The sequence below is a fragment of the Photobacterium piscicola genome (assembly GCF_046058925.1).
Taxonomy (GTDB): Bacteria; Pseudomonadota; Gammaproteobacteria; order Enterobacterales; family Vibrionaceae; genus Photobacterium; species Photobacterium piscicola.
This window is the reverse complement of sequence record NZ_CP175534.1, coordinates 3,019,195-3,034,784: the sequence shown is the minus strand read 5'-3', so window position 1 is coordinate 3,034,784 and position 15,590 is coordinate 3,019,195. Positions and strand designations below refer to the sequence as shown.

Genomic DNA, 15,590 nt, shown 5'->3' with positions numbered 1-15,590 from the left:
GGTTACTGACTATTGTTTGTAAAATTTTCCCGTAAATTTCCGTGATATGACAGATCAAAGCTATAACGCTGGAGCCATTGAGGTTCTAAATGGCCTTGAGCCAGTACGCCGCCGTCCGGGTATGTATACCGATACGGTAAGACCTAACCACCTCGGTCAAGAAGTTATCGATAACAGTGTCGATGAAGCCTTGGCTGGACATGCTCGTAAAGTTGAAGTCATTCTTCATGCCGATCAATCATTAGAAGTGATTGATGATGGTCGTGGTATGCCGGTAGATATCCATCCAGAAGAAGGGGTTTCTGGGGTTGAACTTATTCTATGTAAATTGCATGCCGGAGGTAAATTTTCGGGCAAGAACTACCAATTTTCAGGTGGTTTGCACGGGGTAGGTATTTCAGTTGTTAACGCCCTTTCTAATCGGGTTGAAGTGACGGTTAAACGTGACGGTCAAGTGTACCAAATCGCATTTGAAAATGGCGATAAAGTCTCTGAATTAGAAGTGATTGGCACTTGTGGTCGTCGCGCTAAAGGGACTAAAGTTCATTTTTGGCCGAATCCTAAATATTTTGATAGTGCTAAATTTTCAGTTACCCGTCTTAAAAGTAATTTAAAAGCTAAAGCAGTGTTATGCCCTGGCTTAGAAGTGGTATTTACCAATAAAATAACTGATGAAACAGTTAGTTGGTGCTATGAGGATGGCCTTAAAGATTATTTGGCTGAAGGTGTTAAAGGCTATACTTTATTGCCTGAAGAACCTTTTACCGGTGTCTTTAGTGGTGCAACAGAAGCAGCTGATTGGGCGCTATTATGGTTGCCTGAAGGCGGTGAATTAATCACTGAAAGTTACGTTAACCTGATTCCAACTGCACAAGGTGGTACGCATGTTAATGGTTTGCGCCAAGGCTTGCTAGATGCTATGCGGGAGTTCTGTGAGTTTCGTAATTTGTTACCGCGTGGTGTAAAGCTGACTGCCGATGACATTTGGGATCGCTGTGCGTACGTGCTCTCCGTCAAAATGCAAGACCCACAATTTGCAGGTCAAACTAAAGAACGTTTATCGTCGCGTCAATGTGCGGCATTTGTTTCTGGTGTTGTAAAAGATGCCTTTAGTTTGTGGCTGAATGAAAGGCCACAACTGGCTGAATTATTGGCAGAAGTTTGTATTGCTAATGCCCATCGCCGTATGCGAGCCAGTAAAAAAGTCGTTCGTAAAAAGATCGCTTCAGGCCCTGCATTACCGGGTAAATTAGCCGACTGTTCTCAACAAGATTTAAATCGTACTGAATTATTCTTGGTGGAAGGTGACTCGGCGGGCGGCTCTGCGAAACAAGCCCGTGATCGTATGTATCAAGCCATCATGCCGTTACGCGGTAAGATCTTGAATACGTGGGAAGTGTCATCGGATCAAGTGTTGGGATCTGAAGAAGTGCATAATATCTCAATCGCATTGGGCATTGATCCTGATAGTGATGATTTGAGTGGTTTACGCTACGGTAAAATCTGTGTGCTTGCCGATGCGGACTCCGATGGCTTACACATTGCAACGTTGTTGTGTGCCTTATTTATGAAGCACTTTGAAGCCTTAGTACGAGCTGGGCATATCTTTATTGCTATGCCTCCCCTTTACCGTATCGATTTGGGTAAAGAGGTCTTTTATGCACTGGATGAATCTGAAAAGAATGCCATTCTTGAGCGTTTAAAAGGCAAACGCGGTAAGATCAACGTGCAACGCTTTAAAGGTCTGGGTGAAATGAACCCTCTGCAATTACGTGAAACCACTATGGATCCGAATACCCGTCGTTTGGTGCAATTAACTATTGATGATGATAGTGAAACCAATGAAATGATGGATATGTTGCTCGGTAAAAAACGCGCAGAAGATCGTCGCCATTGGCTACAAAGTAAAGGCGATATGGCGGAAGTATAATTCATCCCCACGTATATCATTTTTAAATCGGCAAACATTATGTTTGCCGAATCGCATTATTTAAGACGGATTATCTCACGATGACTGATGTCTCTATGGATGGCGTTGAACAGCTTCCACTTAGAAAGTTTACTGAAGACGCTTATTTAAACTATTCCATGTATGTAATCATGGATCGTGCCTTGCCTTTTATTGGTGACGGCTTAAAACCAGTACAACGTCGTATTATTTATGCGATGTCTGAATTAGGTTTGAACGCAACAGCAAAATATAAAAAATCGGCACGTACAGTTGGTGACGTATTAGGTAAATTCCATCCACACGGTGATTCTGCGTGTTATGAAGCGATGGTACTGATGGCACAGCCTTTCTCTTACCGTTATCCGTTAGTCGACGGTCAAGGTAACTGGGGTGCGCCTGATGATCCCAAATCTTTTGCTGCAATGCGTTACACTGAATCACGTTTATCGCGTTTTTCAGAAATCCTATTATCTGAAATAAACCAAGGCACAGCCGATTGGGTACCTAACTTTGACGGTACTATACTTGAGCCTAAAATGTTGCCAGCACGATTACCTCATATTCTATTAAATGGTATTACTGGTATTGCGGTTGGTATGGCAACAGATATTCCCCCGCATAACGTACGTGAAGTAGCTAATGCTGCGGTACACATGATCGATAATCCTAATGCTGATCTTGAGCAATTAATGGAATTTGTTCAAGGTCCTGATTATCCTACTGAAGCTGAAATCATTACCTCAAAATCTGATTTGAAGAAGATGTACGCCACTGGGCGTGGTAGCGTTAAAATGCGCGCTATTTGGCATAAAGAAAACGGTGATATTGTTATTACCGCGTTGCCTCATCAGACATCAGGGGCCAAATTATTGGAGCAAATTGCGGCGCAAATGCGTGCTAAAAAATTGCCAATGGTTGAAGACCTGCGTGATGAATCGGATCATGAAAACCCAACTCGAATCGTGATTGTGCCGCGTACTAATCGTATTGATTGCGATCAGTTAATGAACCACTTATTTGCATCAACAGATTTAGAAAAAAGTTTTCGTGCGAACATTAATATGTTGGGCTTAGATGGTCGTCCACAAGTTAAAGGCTTGGTGACGATTATTAAAGAATGGCTTGAGTACCGCCGTAGTACTGTTCGTCGCCGTTTGCAGTATCGTTTAGATAAAGTGATCGCCCGTTTACATATTTTGGAAGGTTTATTAGCGGCATATTTAAATATTGATGAAGTGATTGAGATCATTCGTAGTGAAGATGATCCCAAAGCTGAATTAATGTCACGCTTTGATTTAAGTACAACCCAAGCGGATGCAATTCTAGAAATTAAACTGCGTCAGTTAGCCAAGCTTGAAGAAATTAAGATCCGTGGCGAATTAGACGAATTAGCCAAAGAACGCGAACAACTTGAAAAGCTATTAGGTTCTGAGCGTCGTTTAAATACTTTAATTAAAAAAGAAATGATCGCTGATGCTGAAAAGTATGGTGATGATCGTCGTTCTCCATTAATTGAACGAGCAGAAGCAAAAGCCATGACTGAGCGTGATTTACTGCCAAGTGAAGTGATCACGGTTGTTCTGTCTGAAAAAGGCTGGATCCGTCATGCGAAAGGGCATGATGTTGATCCTAATACACTTAATTATAAATCAGGTGATAACTACCTTGCACACGCGCGAGGTAAGAGTAATCAACCCGCGATATTCTTAGGTTCAGATGGTCGTAGTTATGCGCTTGAGTCTCATAGTTTACCATCCGCACGTAGCCAGGGTGAGCCGATTACTGGTCGTTTAAATCTGACGCCTGGCACCAATATGCGACAGGTAATGATGGCTGATGATAATCAATTATGGCTAATGGCATCCGATGCAGGCTATGGTTTCATCTGTAAGAGCAGTGATATGGTATCGAAAAATAAGAGCGGTAAAGCCTTATTAACCGTACCTGAAAAGTCCTTAGTGCTGCCACCGCAGCCTATTGCTGATATTAATAATGATCAAATCATGGCCATCACTAATGAAGGTCGAATGCTATTATTCCCAATTAAAGATTTACCACAGTTGGGTAAAGGCAAGGGGAATAAGATCATTAATATTCCATCAGCACGCGCAAAAGCCCGTGAAGAGTTTTTGTCGTATTTGATGGTGATCACAGCTGATAGTCATGTCACCTTGTATGCCGGTAAGCGAAAGTTAGGTCTGAAACCAAGTGATCTTGAGAACTTCCGTGGTGAGCGAGGACGTCGAGGCTCAATGTTACCACGAGGCTTGCAACGTGTGACTGATATTGAAATTGATTCTCCGCAAACAGCAACCGATGATCAATTAACCGACAGTTAATGACGGTGATAGATACCATAAAGCCCTCTTTTTATTGAGGGTTTTTTAATGATTTATGTGTGTAGGTTGTGTTGTTGATTATAACGTTATAGATCCATATAACAGGTGTAATTTTCTTTGCTGTGGGTATACTGGCGCACACTTGTACGCTGAGGAGTGTTTGAATGATTTATATTTTACGCATGATTGCGGTCGCGATCTTTGCGATTGTAACCTTTGTCTTTGGCTGTGGTTATTGCTTATTTAGCCCTCGTAACCCTAAACATGTTTATACTTTTGGGCGGCTTTTTAGCAAAATGTCGCGGGTTGTCGGGATTAAACTTGAAATCCGTTATGCTGAAGGTGCTGATCAAGTAGGTCCAGCGGTTTATATTGCTAACCACCAAAATACTTATGATTTATTTACTGTTTCTGGTGCAATTATGCAGCGAACAGTAACCGTAGGTAAAAAAAGTTTAGTCTGGATCCCATTGTTTGGGCAATTATACTGGATCACAGGTAACATTCTTATTGATCGTGCAAATCGCAGTAAAGCGGTTGGCACTATTGGTCAGGTTGTGGATAAAATTAAAAAAAATAAAGTCTCAGTATGGATGTTCCCTGAAGGTACACGCTCTCGTGGACGTGGTTTATTGCCTTTTAAAACAGGCGCTTTTCATGCCGCTATCGGTGCTCAAGTTCCTGTTGTACCCATTGTTTGTAGTTCAACTGATAACGTAAAACTAAACCGTTGGGATAATGGCCTTGTGATCGTTGAGGTAATGAAGCCGATTGCGACGGTTGGCTTGGGTAAAGAAGATGTTCGTAACTTATTAACTCAAAGTCGTGATCTAATGGCTGTGAAGCTAGCAGAATTAGATCAAGAAGTAGCTCAACGCAATAATCATTAACTGTATCTATTTAAAGCTTAATAAATATAGCCAAAAGATATAACATGAGCATCATTAACAAGGACATGTTTTATGAACATGTCCTTGTTTTGTTTTATTGTTAATAAATAACAAAAAGCAATATTTTGATATAAAAGTAGAAGATAATCATGACTGAAGAATATGTAGTATTAGTAGATGAACAAGGCCATGAACTTGGTCTACAAGAAAAAATGCAGGCTCACCGTGATGGCACATTGCATTTGGCGTTTTCAGTATTACTTTATCGTGATACTCCCTCTGGGCGTGAGTATTTATTACATCAACGCGCACTAGAGAAATACCATAGCGGTGGTTTGTGGACCAATACTTGTTGTTCTCACCCTCGTCAAGGGGAGTCATTTAGCCAAGCGGGTATTCGTCGCTTACAAGAAGAAATGGGTATTACGTTATCAACCCACTTAATCGATGTGGGTCATTTTTGTTATTACGCGACATTGGATCAACAGTTAATTGAGCATGAGTTAGATCATGTGCTGATCGCAGAGGGTGATGGTTTGGTGTTTACGCCTAATACTGCTGAAGTGATGGCTTATCGTTGGTGGTCTATCGCGGAGTTGCAGTTGCAATTACAACAAGCCCCGCAGTTATTTACCGCATGGTTTGCGCAGGTATTTGCAATGGCTGAACAGTCTTATTCTTAATTCTAATAATAAAAAGCGATCACTAATTTCAGTCTCGTGATCGCTTTTTTAACGATTATTTACGTACAGCAATCGCTTCAATTTCAATTTTTACATCTTTAGGTAGACGCGCAACTTCAACACAAGAGCGAGCAGGGTAAGGCGCATTGTGTTCATCGAAAAATGCACCGTAAACTTCATTTACTGCACCAAAATCATTTAGATCTTTAACAAATACAGTCATCTTCACGATATCAGCAACGCCTAAGCCTGATGCTTCTACAACTGCTTTAACGTTATCTAATGATTGACGTGTTTGAGCGGCAATGTCTTCTGCAACGTCACCTGTTAGTGGGTTAACAGGGATCTGGCCTGATGTTAGCACCATGCTACCAAGATCAACACCTTGTACGTAAGGACCGATTGCTGCTGGTGCTTGCTCTGTATGAAGAATTTTTGTCATGATTTATCCTATTTAATGATCATAAAAAGGCACAAGTAATCGCCTTTAAGTGTTAATTAATATGGGGGCAATAACGCTTATATTCAACTAATGATCATCGTAATCAATCGCTATTTCAACCCTAAGCAATGTTTTACTACCTGTAGGCATTGGTTGATTCGTGTTATGTCTTTTGGTGCAACCATCACCGTATCATTGCCACCGATGGTGCCTAAAATATCCACATGAGGCTGCATATCAATTAATCGTGCCACTAATTGTGCACTACCAGGGTGAGTTTTAATGACCACAACAAGTTGGTTATGACTGACAAATTCTATTTGTGATGCAATGGATGCATTAATTTTAATCGGTTCATTTTCGGTGGTAAGGCAATAAATTTTTTTCCCCGCAGCATTGGGTACTTTCGCCACGCCTAAGCGTAGTAATAGCCGTGATACTGTTGATTGGCTGATATCGTGAAAGCCTAATTCAATTAATTGATACCGAATATCATCTTGCGTTGTAAAGCTTTGTTGTTGTAATAAACGTTTACATGCTGATGTCATATTATCATTACAATAATGATGATCGATTGCTGGGGGTTGGATATCCATTGAAGTCACTCCTTGGCAATGTATGGATCAATAATGGGTTGGCGATATAAATTATCGGCGCGGCAATGTGCGCATTATTTCATATGGATAATATCAATTATAATATAGTGGTGATATGACCATTATCACCAAATAACAAACGTAAGATGGAGTTATTGTAGTGAATAATGGCAATGTGATGCTGATTAACGTTATTGAATATGGCTAATTAATAACAAATCTGTGATCTTGTAGAGGAAAACATACCCAGCGCTTACGCTTTGTTATTGAAAGTGTATTTACTGGGTAAGAGGAGTGAATAGTAATATTAGCTATTACATTCAGTGACGATTTGGCGTGAGAACACTTTTTCGCAGTATTTACATTTTAGCTGAATATCTGATTTTTTAGTCAGCACTTTAAAGCCACTGTTAACGGGTTCGCCGTGTGATATACAGTTACTGTTTGGGCATTTGAAGATAGCACTGATAAATTCAGGTAGTGATAAATTTAGTTTTTTAACTACTTCATAATTTTCAATTTGATTAACCGTTGCCTTTGGTGCGTAAAGCGCTAATTGATTGGCTTGATCTTCAGTGACAAACACATTTTCAATTTTAATTAGATCTTTAGCACCTAGCGCAGAAGATGGCAAATTAAGCCCGATAGTGACACGCTCATTTGTACCATCGATATTAAATAATTTAAGAATCTTAATACCAATATTGGCTGGGATATGATCGATAACAGTACCGTTTTTAATTGCTTCAACTTTTAGTTGGGTTTCCTTAACCATGATCATCACACCTTTTTATAAAGTTTCATTAAGTACAAGAGCCAGTAACGCTTGACGCGCATAAACACCATTTTCTGCTTGTTGGAAGAAGTAAGCATATTTAGTCTTATCGACATCGACAGTGATTTCATCAACCCTTGGCAGTGGATGTAATACTTTTAGGTTGTCACGAGCGCTTTCTAACATGTTGGCGGTTAAAATATAAGCGGCTTTCATATGCACATATTCAGACTCATCAAAACGCTCTTTTTGAACACGAGTCATGTAAAGAATATCTAACTCAGGAATGACGTCTTCCATGTTGTTGTGCAAGCTGTAACTGATACCTGCATCATCCAATTCTTCACAAATATAATCCGGCATTGCCAATACTTCAGGGGCAATAAAGAAGAATTTAACATCATTAAACTTTGATAATGCTTGAGTTAATGAGTGTACGGTACGGCCATATTTTAAATCACCAACGAAGGCGATATTAATACCATCAAGTCGACCTTGGGTTTCATGAATAGTAAACAGATCCAACAAGGTTTGGGTTGGGTGTTGGTTTGCACCATCGCCACCATTGATAACAGGTACACCATTAGAAAACTCAGACGCTAAACGTGCAGCCCCTTCTTGCGGATGACGCATAACAAATGCATCAACATAAGAAGTAATCACTTGCACTGAGTCAGATAATGTTTCGCCTTTATTCGCCAGCGATGTATTTCCTGGTGAATCAAAACCGACCACTGTGCCACCTAGGCGTTGGATAGCGGTTTCAAAAGAAAGACGGGTACGGGTCGATGGTTCAAAGAAGCAACTAGCGACGACTTTATTTTTAAGTAAGGTCGGGTTAGGTTCGGCTTTTAGTCTCGCAGCTGTATCAATAATAAGCTCTAGTTCAGCACGATTAAGCTCTGGTATAGAAATAATATGCTTTTTAAACAGCGAATTAGCCATGGCTTCTTTCCCTATGATGGTTTGATTAAATTGAAATACGGTTGTTGTTTGCTAAATTTTAGGCAAAAAAAAGCCCCCTATTAAAAGGAGGCTTTTTTTTGAAAAATAGGAAAAATAAAATAACAAACCATCATCAAAGGATGATTACTGCGAGTTAATGTCGAGTTGATTGCAGGGTTCATTTTTTATCTCTTGCTAGGCAAATTGCAAGGATTATACCGTCTATTTTTTATGGCGCAAGCGTTTGCGTTAACTATTCAATCTACGGATTTTTATGCAATTTTAGTTATGTGATTTTTGGTGTTTTCTGTTCTTATTTGTATGAAAAATAAAGATATTTATTTTGTATTGAATTTTATGTCTGCAAAAATATGCAACTGCCGTTCAAGCGAACGGCAGGGTATTAAACATTATTGTTGTTGATAGTCACTTAGTTGCCCAGTGTTGCTACCATTACCGCTTTAATAGTATGCATACGGTTTTCTGCCTCATCAAATACAATTGAGTGGTCAGATTCAATCACTTCATCGGTTACTTCTACCCCTTTAGACAGCATAGGGTAAGCTTGAGCAAGCTCTTTTCCAACTGTGGTATCTTCACCATGGAAAGCAGGTAAACAGTGCATAAATTTCACATGTGGATTACCCGTTGCTTTTAACATTGCCATATTGACTTGGTATGGCAGCATTAAATTGATTCGTTCAGCCCATGCTTCTTTGGCTTCACCCATAGAAACCCACACATCGGTATAAAGGAAATCACACCTTTGAACACCTTCCTGAACGTCTTCTGTCATGGTGATTTTAGCGCCTGTTTCAGCGGAGATCTCACGACATTGAGCGACAAGTTCAGCATCAGGCCAAAAAGCTTTTGGTGCGACAAGGCGAATATCCATCCCCATTTTTGCAGCACCAACCATTAATGAATTACCCATGTTATTGCGTGCATCACCTAGGTAAGCAAATGATATTTGATGTAATGCTTTGCCGCGGCCGTGTTCTTGCATCGTTAGGAAGTCTGCTAAAATTTGCGTTGGATGGAATTCATCAGTTAAACCATTCCATACTGGCACTCCTGCGTATGCGCCAAGTTCTTCAACAATAGCTTGTCCAAAACCACGGTATTCAATACCATCGTACATACGACCTAATACACGAGCGGTGTCTTTCATTGATTCTTTATGGCCAATCTGAGAGCCTGAAGGACCTAAGTAAGAAACTTGAGCGCCTTGATCAAAAGCGGCAACTTCAAATGCACAACGCGTACGGGTTGAGGTTTTTTCAAAGATCAGCGCAATGTTTTTACCTTTAAGGCGTGGTTGCTCATAACCATTGTATTTTGCTTTTTTTAATTCAGCCGATAGTTCAAGTAAATGTTGAATCTCACGAGGAGTGAAATCAAGTAATTTTAGGAAGTTACGATTACGAAGATTAAAAGCCATGATGTATCCCTCTTAAGGTTCAGTATCTCTTCGACTGAATCTTTTATGTTATAGTTGAGTTACTCAAAAATATTTAATGTTAATAATATGTGTATCTTATTTTTTATTGTTTGTGAATAGTTATTCTACTTATCTGCAATAATATTTGTTCCTGCAAGCCCTTTTAGAATCTCTAAGCCGTCATGTAATGCGCCGATACCGACTAATTTTCCACCTTGCTTAATAAATTCGCAGGAAGCTTCAATCTTGGGACCCATAGAGCCCGCATCAAAGCTGTACTGCGATAATGCACGTGGTGTGGTGCTGGAAATGGCTTTTTGGGTTGCTTTGCCCCAATCAAGATAAACAGCATCGGCATCAGTCAAAATAAGCAAGGCATCGGCGTTTAATTGCTTGGCGAGATAAGCTGCTGACATGTCTTTATCAATTACAGCTTCAACCCCAACCAGTTTGTTATTTTCACGTTTAACGGGAATACCACCGCCACCAGTACAAATGACTAAGTGATCGCGTTTAATTAAGGTTTCGATTGCATCACATTCCACGATGCCAATCGGTTGTGGGCTTGGTACCACGCGGCGGTAATATTGACCGTCAGCCTTTACCGTCCATTGGAACTTCTCCGCTAACTCACGTGCTTCAGCTTCTTGATATACAGGACCAATAGGCTTGGTTGGATCCGCAAAAGCCGGATCTTGTGGGTCAACGAGCATTTGAGTGAGCATGCAAGAGACGTCTTGCTCTGGTAGTAAATTCTTTAATTCTTGCATTAAGATGTAGCCGATCATGCCTTGTGTTTCAGAGCCCAACACGTCTAATGGGTAAGGCATGACTTTTTTATATTCCAATCCTTGCAATGCAAGTAGACCTACTTGAGGGCCATTTCCATGTACCAATACCACGTTATATTGCTGTGCAATTTCTGCGATAGTTTTGGCGGCTGTCGCAATGTTTTGACGTTGAATGCTGGCTTCTAAAGGCTCACCGCGGCGTAATAAAGCATTGCCACCAAGGGCAACCACAACAGTTTGTTTAGTCATCGCTGTGTCTCTCCGTATTTATTAGTGGCTGGTCGGTAGTCGCACCAGCCTTTGTTATTGGGTTAAATACCATCACGCTCAATTGGGCAACTCATGCAGCGAGCACCACCGCGACCGCGGCCAAGTTCATCACCAGGAATAGGTAATACGGTGATGCCTGCTTTATCGTATTTTTCATTGGTGTAAGTGTTGCGTTCATAACCAATAACTACACCAGGGCTGACGGTTAATACGTTGTTAGCATCGTTCCATTGCTCACGTTCAGCTTCAAAGTTATCGCCACCAGTGGTAATTAAATTAAGTTGATCAACGCCCAAAGCTTTTTCGATAGCGTGAACAAAATAACTTTCTTCCTTAGCTTTAACATTGCCGTAAGCATCGCCAGTTAGGCTCCAGCATTGGACATCTTTACGAATAACTTCTGGGTAAACAGAGAAAGTGTCTTCACGCATATGCGTCATAACTGTGTCAAGGTGCATGCATGAACGGTGCTTTGGTAATTCCATTGCAATCACTTGTTTGGCTTGGCCGTGCTTAAATAAGCTAGCGGCTAATGCTTCAACACCTTGTGGTGTGGTGCGCTCTGACATGCCGATTAACACGCTGCCTTTACCGATAACTAAAACATCACCGCCTTCAATAGTGGATTTGTCATAAGCATTTTGTTCATCACCAAAGTATTTTATGAAGTCTTGGCCTGCAAATGTTGGGTGCCAGCGGTAAATAGCACGTAAGTGGTTGGTTTCACGTTGACGCGCTTCTTTAGCCATCGGGTTAATAGAAACACCGCCATACACCCAACATGAGGTATCACGGGTAAAAAGATGATTAGGTAATGGCTTAATAATAAAGTCACAAGGTGAATGCATTCTTTGCATAATAGAAGAAGATTGCAGTGGCAATTCGGCGTAACTTAAACCGCCTAATAAAATGGAAGCGAGTTCTGCGTGAGGTAAGTCAGCTAAGAAACAGCGAATGTCATTCGCAAAGGTATCACCAAAGCGGTAATTTGATATTTGCGTTGATAGCAACCAATCTTTGGCTTCAGGAATAGCTAATGTTTCACTTAACATGGTTTGCAATAATAAAACTTCAACACCTTGTTGGCGTAAAGTATTCGCAAATACATCATGTTCTTCACCCGCTTTTTCAACGGATAAAACATCATCAAATAATAAATCTTGGCAATTAGATGGTGTAAGATTATTTAAAGCACGCTCTGGACGATGGATTAGTACGCGGCGTAGTTGACCTATTTCAGAACCCACATAAAAGTTACTCATGATAGTATCTCTCTATTTATGCCTGTTAATGATTGGCTATGTTTAAAGTTACGAAGCGTTAAATAAGTATTGCGTGTTGTTTATGCAATTAATTCTACGTGGTTAACTATATTTGTATAAGACCGTTATCACACTTTAATTATTAATAACTTAGCTAGGTTATGGTGGTTATTTGCAAAAAATAATAGTGAAAAAATAAAAATATAGCCTGGTTTATTATGTGGTTTTGATGTTTTTTTAAGAATTATTATTATCTTATGTTATTGTTTTTAATTGATATTTATTTTTAATATGGAATATTATTCATTTTATTATTTTAAATAAGTTTTAATGCTGTTGAATAATATTCATCTAATATGATTATCTATTTTAAATAATAGTCTTTATGCGCTGGGTATTTAATTTTTAAAGTGTTTTTTGTGATGCTGATTCATTGTTTATTAAACTAGTTAAATGTTATTTTTTTTATTTAAATATGTATTATAGGGTTATAGGGTTATAGGGTTATAGGGTTATAGAGTTATAGAGTTATAAAGTAGAGATAAGAGTAGGACGTAAGGAATAATAAAAATATTAACAACAAGTATAGTGATAAATTAAATGATAATAAAAAATCTAATTCTATTTAGACTGAAAAATAAAAAACCGCCCAAGGGCGGTTTTAATTATTTAAAATGATTTAATGGGTAAATTAAAGATCTACACTAATATTACGCCAATACTTAATACCACCATCGTAAATACAATAATAATACCTAATAATGGTGCGACCCATTTTAACCATCGAACATAAGGCACACGCGCAATTGCGAGTCCTCCCATTACTACAGCAGACGTGGGAGTAACTAAATTCACTACACCTGACGCAGATTGGTAAGCCGTTACAACGAGCTCTCGTCCGACCCCTGAAAAATCAGCCAATGGCGCCATAATCGGCATGGTGAGTACTGCCAACCCTGAAGTTGATGGCACTAAAAATGACAGTAGTATTTCTAATATATACATCACATTGATAAATACCACCGCTGAGAGGCCGGTGACGATGTGCTCGGCTGAGTTTAGAATGGTATCTGTGATCATGCCGCGATCCATGATCACCACAATACCACGCGCAATACCGATAATTAACGCCACGCCAAGCAGATCTCGCGCCCCATCAATAAAGCTGGTTGAAAAATCTTCCTCGCTCATTCGTGATACAAAGCCAATCAGAATCGAGGCACCAAGGAACATGGCAGATATTTGTGGCATCCACCAACCAGCAACAGCAACGCCGTAAATCATTACTGCAAACGAGAGTCCAAAAATCGCCAGAATAATTTTACGGGTGGTGGTGAATTCCAGCATTTGGTCAGATTGATTACTTAAAAAATGCGCTTTATTTTGTTCATATTGGTCATACACAATTGATTTTGTTTTATCTTCGCGCACCATTTTTGCATAGCGCATGACGTAACCAACACAGATTAACCAGCCAACCGTTAGAATAATAATCCGTAACATAATGCCATCAGTGAACGGTATGCCTGCCGCATTAGAAGCAATAACTGTTGCAAATGGGTTTATCGTCGAGCCCAATGTTCCAATGCCAGCCCCCAGTAATACAGTTGCCGCAGCGACAAGAGGATCAAACCGTGCCGCCATCATTACCGGAACTAATAAGGTATAAAAAGGTAATGATTCTTCTGCCATACCATAAATGGTGCCGCCAGCGGCAAACAGACCCATCAGAATCGGGATCATTAATTCTTCTTTACCATGCAGGCGGGCCGTGACGCGCTCAATACCTGCATCAATGGCTCCTGTTTTTGTCACTAACCCTAAAAAGCCACCGATAATGAGAATGAACAGTGACACATCAATAGCTGCAGCTTCATAAGACTCATGGTTATAGAAGCCATCTATAGGAGCAAGTAAGACATCAATAACGCCCTGAGGATTGCTCTCAACTGGTTTATAGGTACCAGTAATTGGGACTTCTTTACCAAGATCTACATTCATTTCACGATCATATTGACCAGCTGGTACAACCCATGTCAGCGCGGCAACTAAAGCAATAAGCGTAAATAAAATGGTGTAGGCCGATGGGAATTTTAATTGAGAAAAAAAGCTTTTCTTTTCGGGTTTAATTTCTGTATGTGTCGTCATGGTTATCTCCTGCACCGTCGGTTAATGATAACCATAAGGTGTGTTTGTCTGCATGAGTGATAAAGAAGCACTTATGGATAAATAAGGGAACAAACAATAAACGTAATTTATTCAAAACGGGTGTTGCTGAGTATATAAGGTGTAAGTCGCTAATAAACAATCTCATTTGGTCTTGGGGCCTTATGATTCTAAAGCGGAATATAGTTACTAACTCAACGATTGTTCACAGTTTTTTTGCATCAATATTAATGCATCAGGGCATGATTTTTCGATGAGGGATATTAGTGTAAAAAAAATGGGTGGCTATGCGAATAATAAATATACGAAAGGCGGATAAGGGCTGATGCTGCGGCTATTGTTGAATGAATGTTGAAATAAGCATGGAATATTATGCATTACAGTGAGTATTTAGTGGTTTAACGTTAATTCATCAACGCTTGATTAAGATCAATTTAGGCTTGGGGGATGCGTAACATATGGTAATTGAGTGCAAACCATGCGATATTTGCCAGCAAATTTATTCCATAGGTGGAGTGATACCATGTCTTACGCAGAATTGATTGCAGAGCAAAAAGAAGAAACGCGCGAAATTATCGCCGCACTACTTGAAGATGGCAGTGAGCCAGAGGCGCTTTACACTATTGAGCACCACTTCTCTGCAGACACATTTGAAGAACTAGAAGCTGCAGCGGTTGAAGCATTTAAACTTGGTTTTAATGTTTTAGAAGCAGAAGAGCTAGAGCTTGATCCTGAAGATGGCGGTGGCAAGGTTGTATGTTTTGATGCAGTCATGGAGTCAGCTCTAAACGCTGATCTTATTGATGAGCAAGCTGAAAAGCTCATCAAACTAGCTGAAAAACACAGCATTGATTATGACGGTTGGGGTACCTACTTCGAATCTGACGAAGATGATGAAGAAGAGAGCGAAGACGAAGAATAAGTCGTCATAATACCACTCTGTTCTAAAAAGCCGGCATTTTGCTGGCTTTTTCTACTTTTTGGCGGTGATATCAAATTTTGATATTCACGATATGATAGAAATTTACCCGTGATCACT

At 40.0% G+C, this 15,590-nt stretch carries 13 protein-coding genes; 5 read left to right on the top strand and 8 right to left on the bottom strand.

Features of this window, described 5'->3' with window-relative positions; translation table 11 throughout:
* The first annotated feature begins 46 nt into the window (after positions 1–46).
* From parE to idi, 4 genes are all read left to right on the top strand, one after another.
* Positions 47–1,930 (top strand): DNA topoisomerase IV subunit B, encoded by a 1,884-nt coding sequence (gene parE, locus ACJZU6_RS14205; protein ID WP_408900470.1) that lies wholly within the window; start codon positions 47–49, stop codon positions 1,928–1,930.
* An 80-nt stretch (positions 1,931–2,010) separates the two neighbouring features.
* Positions 2,011–4,290, top strand: a complete 2,280-nt coding sequence (parC, locus tag ACJZU6_RS14200) for a DNA topoisomerase IV subunit A (RefSeq protein ID WP_080158562.1) — start codon at positions 2,011–2,013, stop codon at positions 4,288–4,290.
* Positions 4,291–4,454: 164 nt separating this feature from the next.
* Positions 4,455–5,180 carry a 1-acylglycerol-3-phosphate O-acyltransferase gene (locus ACJZU6_RS14195; RefSeq protein WP_408900469.1) on the top strand — a complete coding sequence of 242 codons (726 nt, stop codon included), beginning with the start codon at positions 4,455–4,457 and terminating at the stop codon, positions 5,178–5,180.
* A 149-nt stretch (positions 5,181–5,329) separates the two neighbouring features.
* The gene (idi, locus tag ACJZU6_RS14190; protein WP_107276433.1) at positions 5,330–5,863 is read left to right on the top strand and encodes an isopentenyl-diphosphate Delta-isomerase; all 534 of its coding nucleotides are present in this window, start codon (positions 5,330–5,332) and stop codon (positions 5,861–5,863) included.
* Positions 5,864–5,918: 55 nt separating this feature from the next.
* Here the strand turns inward: idi and ACJZU6_RS14185 are convergent, their stop codons facing one another.
* The 8 genes from ACJZU6_RS14185 to ACJZU6_RS14150 all read right to left on the bottom strand — a co-directional run bounded on the left by ACJZU6_RS14185 (position 5,919) and on the right by ACJZU6_RS14150 (position 14,533).
* Positions 5,919–6,305 (bottom strand): Rid family detoxifying hydrolase, encoded by a 387-nt coding sequence (locus tag ACJZU6_RS14185; protein ID WP_107276434.1) that lies wholly within the window; start codon positions 6,303–6,305, stop codon positions 5,919–5,921.
* A 110-nt stretch (positions 6,306–6,415) separates the two neighbouring features.
* Entirely contained in the window at positions 6,416–6,901 is a 486-nt protein-coding gene (locus tag ACJZU6_RS14180; RefSeq protein WP_080158558.1) for an arginine repressor, read from the bottom strand.
* A gap of 307 nt (positions 6,902–7,208) precedes the next feature.
* The gene (gene pyrI / locus ACJZU6_RS14175; RefSeq protein ID WP_080158557.1) at positions 7,209–7,676 is read right to left on the bottom strand and encodes an aspartate carbamoyltransferase regulatory subunit; all 468 of its coding nucleotides are present in this window, start codon (positions 7,674–7,676) and stop codon (positions 7,209–7,211) included.
* Positions 7,677–7,691: 15 nt separating this feature from the next.
* Complete coding sequence (gene pyrB / locus ACJZU6_RS14170; protein ID WP_080158556.1) at positions 7,692–8,621, bottom strand: aspartate carbamoyltransferase; 930 nt, start codon at positions 8,619–8,621, stop codon at positions 7,692–7,694.
* Positions 8,622–9,051: 430 nt separating this feature from the next.
* On the bottom strand, positions 9,052–10,062 hold the full coding sequence (locus tag ACJZU6_RS14165) for an ornithine carbamoyltransferase (RefSeq protein WP_408900468.1): 1,011 nt from the start codon (positions 10,060–10,062) through the stop codon (positions 9,052–9,054).
* 125 nt (positions 10,063–10,187) lie between these two features.
* Complete coding sequence (arcC, locus tag ACJZU6_RS14160; RefSeq protein ID WP_408900467.1) at positions 10,188–11,102, bottom strand: carbamate kinase; 915 nt, start codon at positions 11,100–11,102, stop codon at positions 10,188–10,190.
* 62 nt (positions 11,103–11,164) lie between these two features.
* On the bottom strand, positions 11,165–12,385 hold the full coding sequence (gene arcA, locus ACJZU6_RS14155) for an arginine deiminase (protein WP_080158553.1): 1,221 nt from the start codon (positions 12,383–12,385) through the stop codon (positions 11,165–11,167).
* Positions 12,386–13,084: 699 nt separating this feature from the next.
* Positions 13,085–14,533 carry a YfcC family protein gene (locus ACJZU6_RS14150; RefSeq protein ID WP_080158552.1) on the bottom strand — a complete coding sequence of 483 codons (1,449 nt, stop codon included), beginning with the start codon at positions 14,531–14,533 and terminating at the stop codon, positions 13,085–13,087.
* 541 nt (positions 14,534–15,074) lie between these two features.
* On the opposite strand from ACJZU6_RS14150, the gene rraB reads away from it, so the two are divergent.
* Entirely contained in the window at positions 15,075–15,473 is a 399-nt protein-coding gene (gene rraB, locus ACJZU6_RS14145) for a ribonuclease E inhibitor RraB (protein ID WP_080158551.1), read from the top strand.
* Positions 15,474–15,590 lie beyond the last annotated feature (117 nt).

What these genes read in the sequence shown, in the direction of transcription:
- ACJZU6_RS14185 (WP_107276434.1), bottom strand. Translation starts at nt 6,305, where the DNA reads ATGACAAAAATTCTTCATACAGAGCAAGCACCAGCAGCAATCGGTCCT.
- rraB (WP_080158551.1), top strand. Translation starts at nt 15,075, where the DNA reads ATGTCTTACGCAGAATTGATTGCAGAGCAAAAAGAAGAAACGCGCGAA.
- idi (WP_107276433.1), top strand. Translation starts at nt 5,330, where the DNA reads ATGACTGAAGAATATGTAGTATTAGTAGATGAACAAGGCCATGAACTT.
- ACJZU6_RS14150 (WP_080158552.1), bottom strand. Translation starts at nt 14,533, where the DNA reads ATGACGACACATACAGAAATTAAACCCGAAAAGAAAAGCTTTTTTTCT.
- ACJZU6_RS14195 (WP_408900469.1), top strand. Translation starts at nt 4,455, where the DNA reads ATGATTTATATTTTACGCATGATTGCGGTCGCGATCTTTGCGATTGTA.
- pyrI (WP_080158557.1), bottom strand. Translation starts at nt 7,676, where the DNA reads ATGGTTAAGGAAACCCAACTAAAAGTTGAAGCAATTAAAAACGGTACT.
- pyrB (WP_080158556.1), bottom strand. Translation starts at nt 8,621, where the DNA reads ATGGCTAATTCGCTGTTTAAAAAGCATATTATTTCTATACCAGAGCTT.
- ACJZU6_RS14180 (WP_080158558.1), bottom strand. Translation starts at nt 6,901, where the DNA reads ATGGATATCCAACCCCCAGCAATCGATCATCATTATTGTAATGATAAT.
- arcC (WP_408900467.1), bottom strand. Translation starts at nt 11,102, where the DNA reads ATGACTAAACAAACTGTTGTGGTTGCCCTTGGTGGCAATGCTTTATTA.
- parE (WP_408900470.1), top strand. Translation starts at nt 47, where the DNA reads ATGACAGATCAAAGCTATAACGCTGGAGCCATTGAGGTTCTAAATGGC.
- arcA (WP_080158553.1), bottom strand. Translation starts at nt 12,385, where the DNA reads ATGAGTAACTTTTATGTGGGTTCTGAAATAGGTCAACTACGCCGCGTA.
- ACJZU6_RS14165 (WP_408900468.1), bottom strand. Translation starts at nt 10,062, where the DNA reads ATGGCTTTTAATCTTCGTAATCGTAACTTCCTAAAATTACTTGATTTC.
- parC (WP_080158562.1), top strand. Translation starts at nt 2,011, where the DNA reads ATGACTGATGTCTCTATGGATGGCGTTGAACAGCTTCCACTTAGAAAG.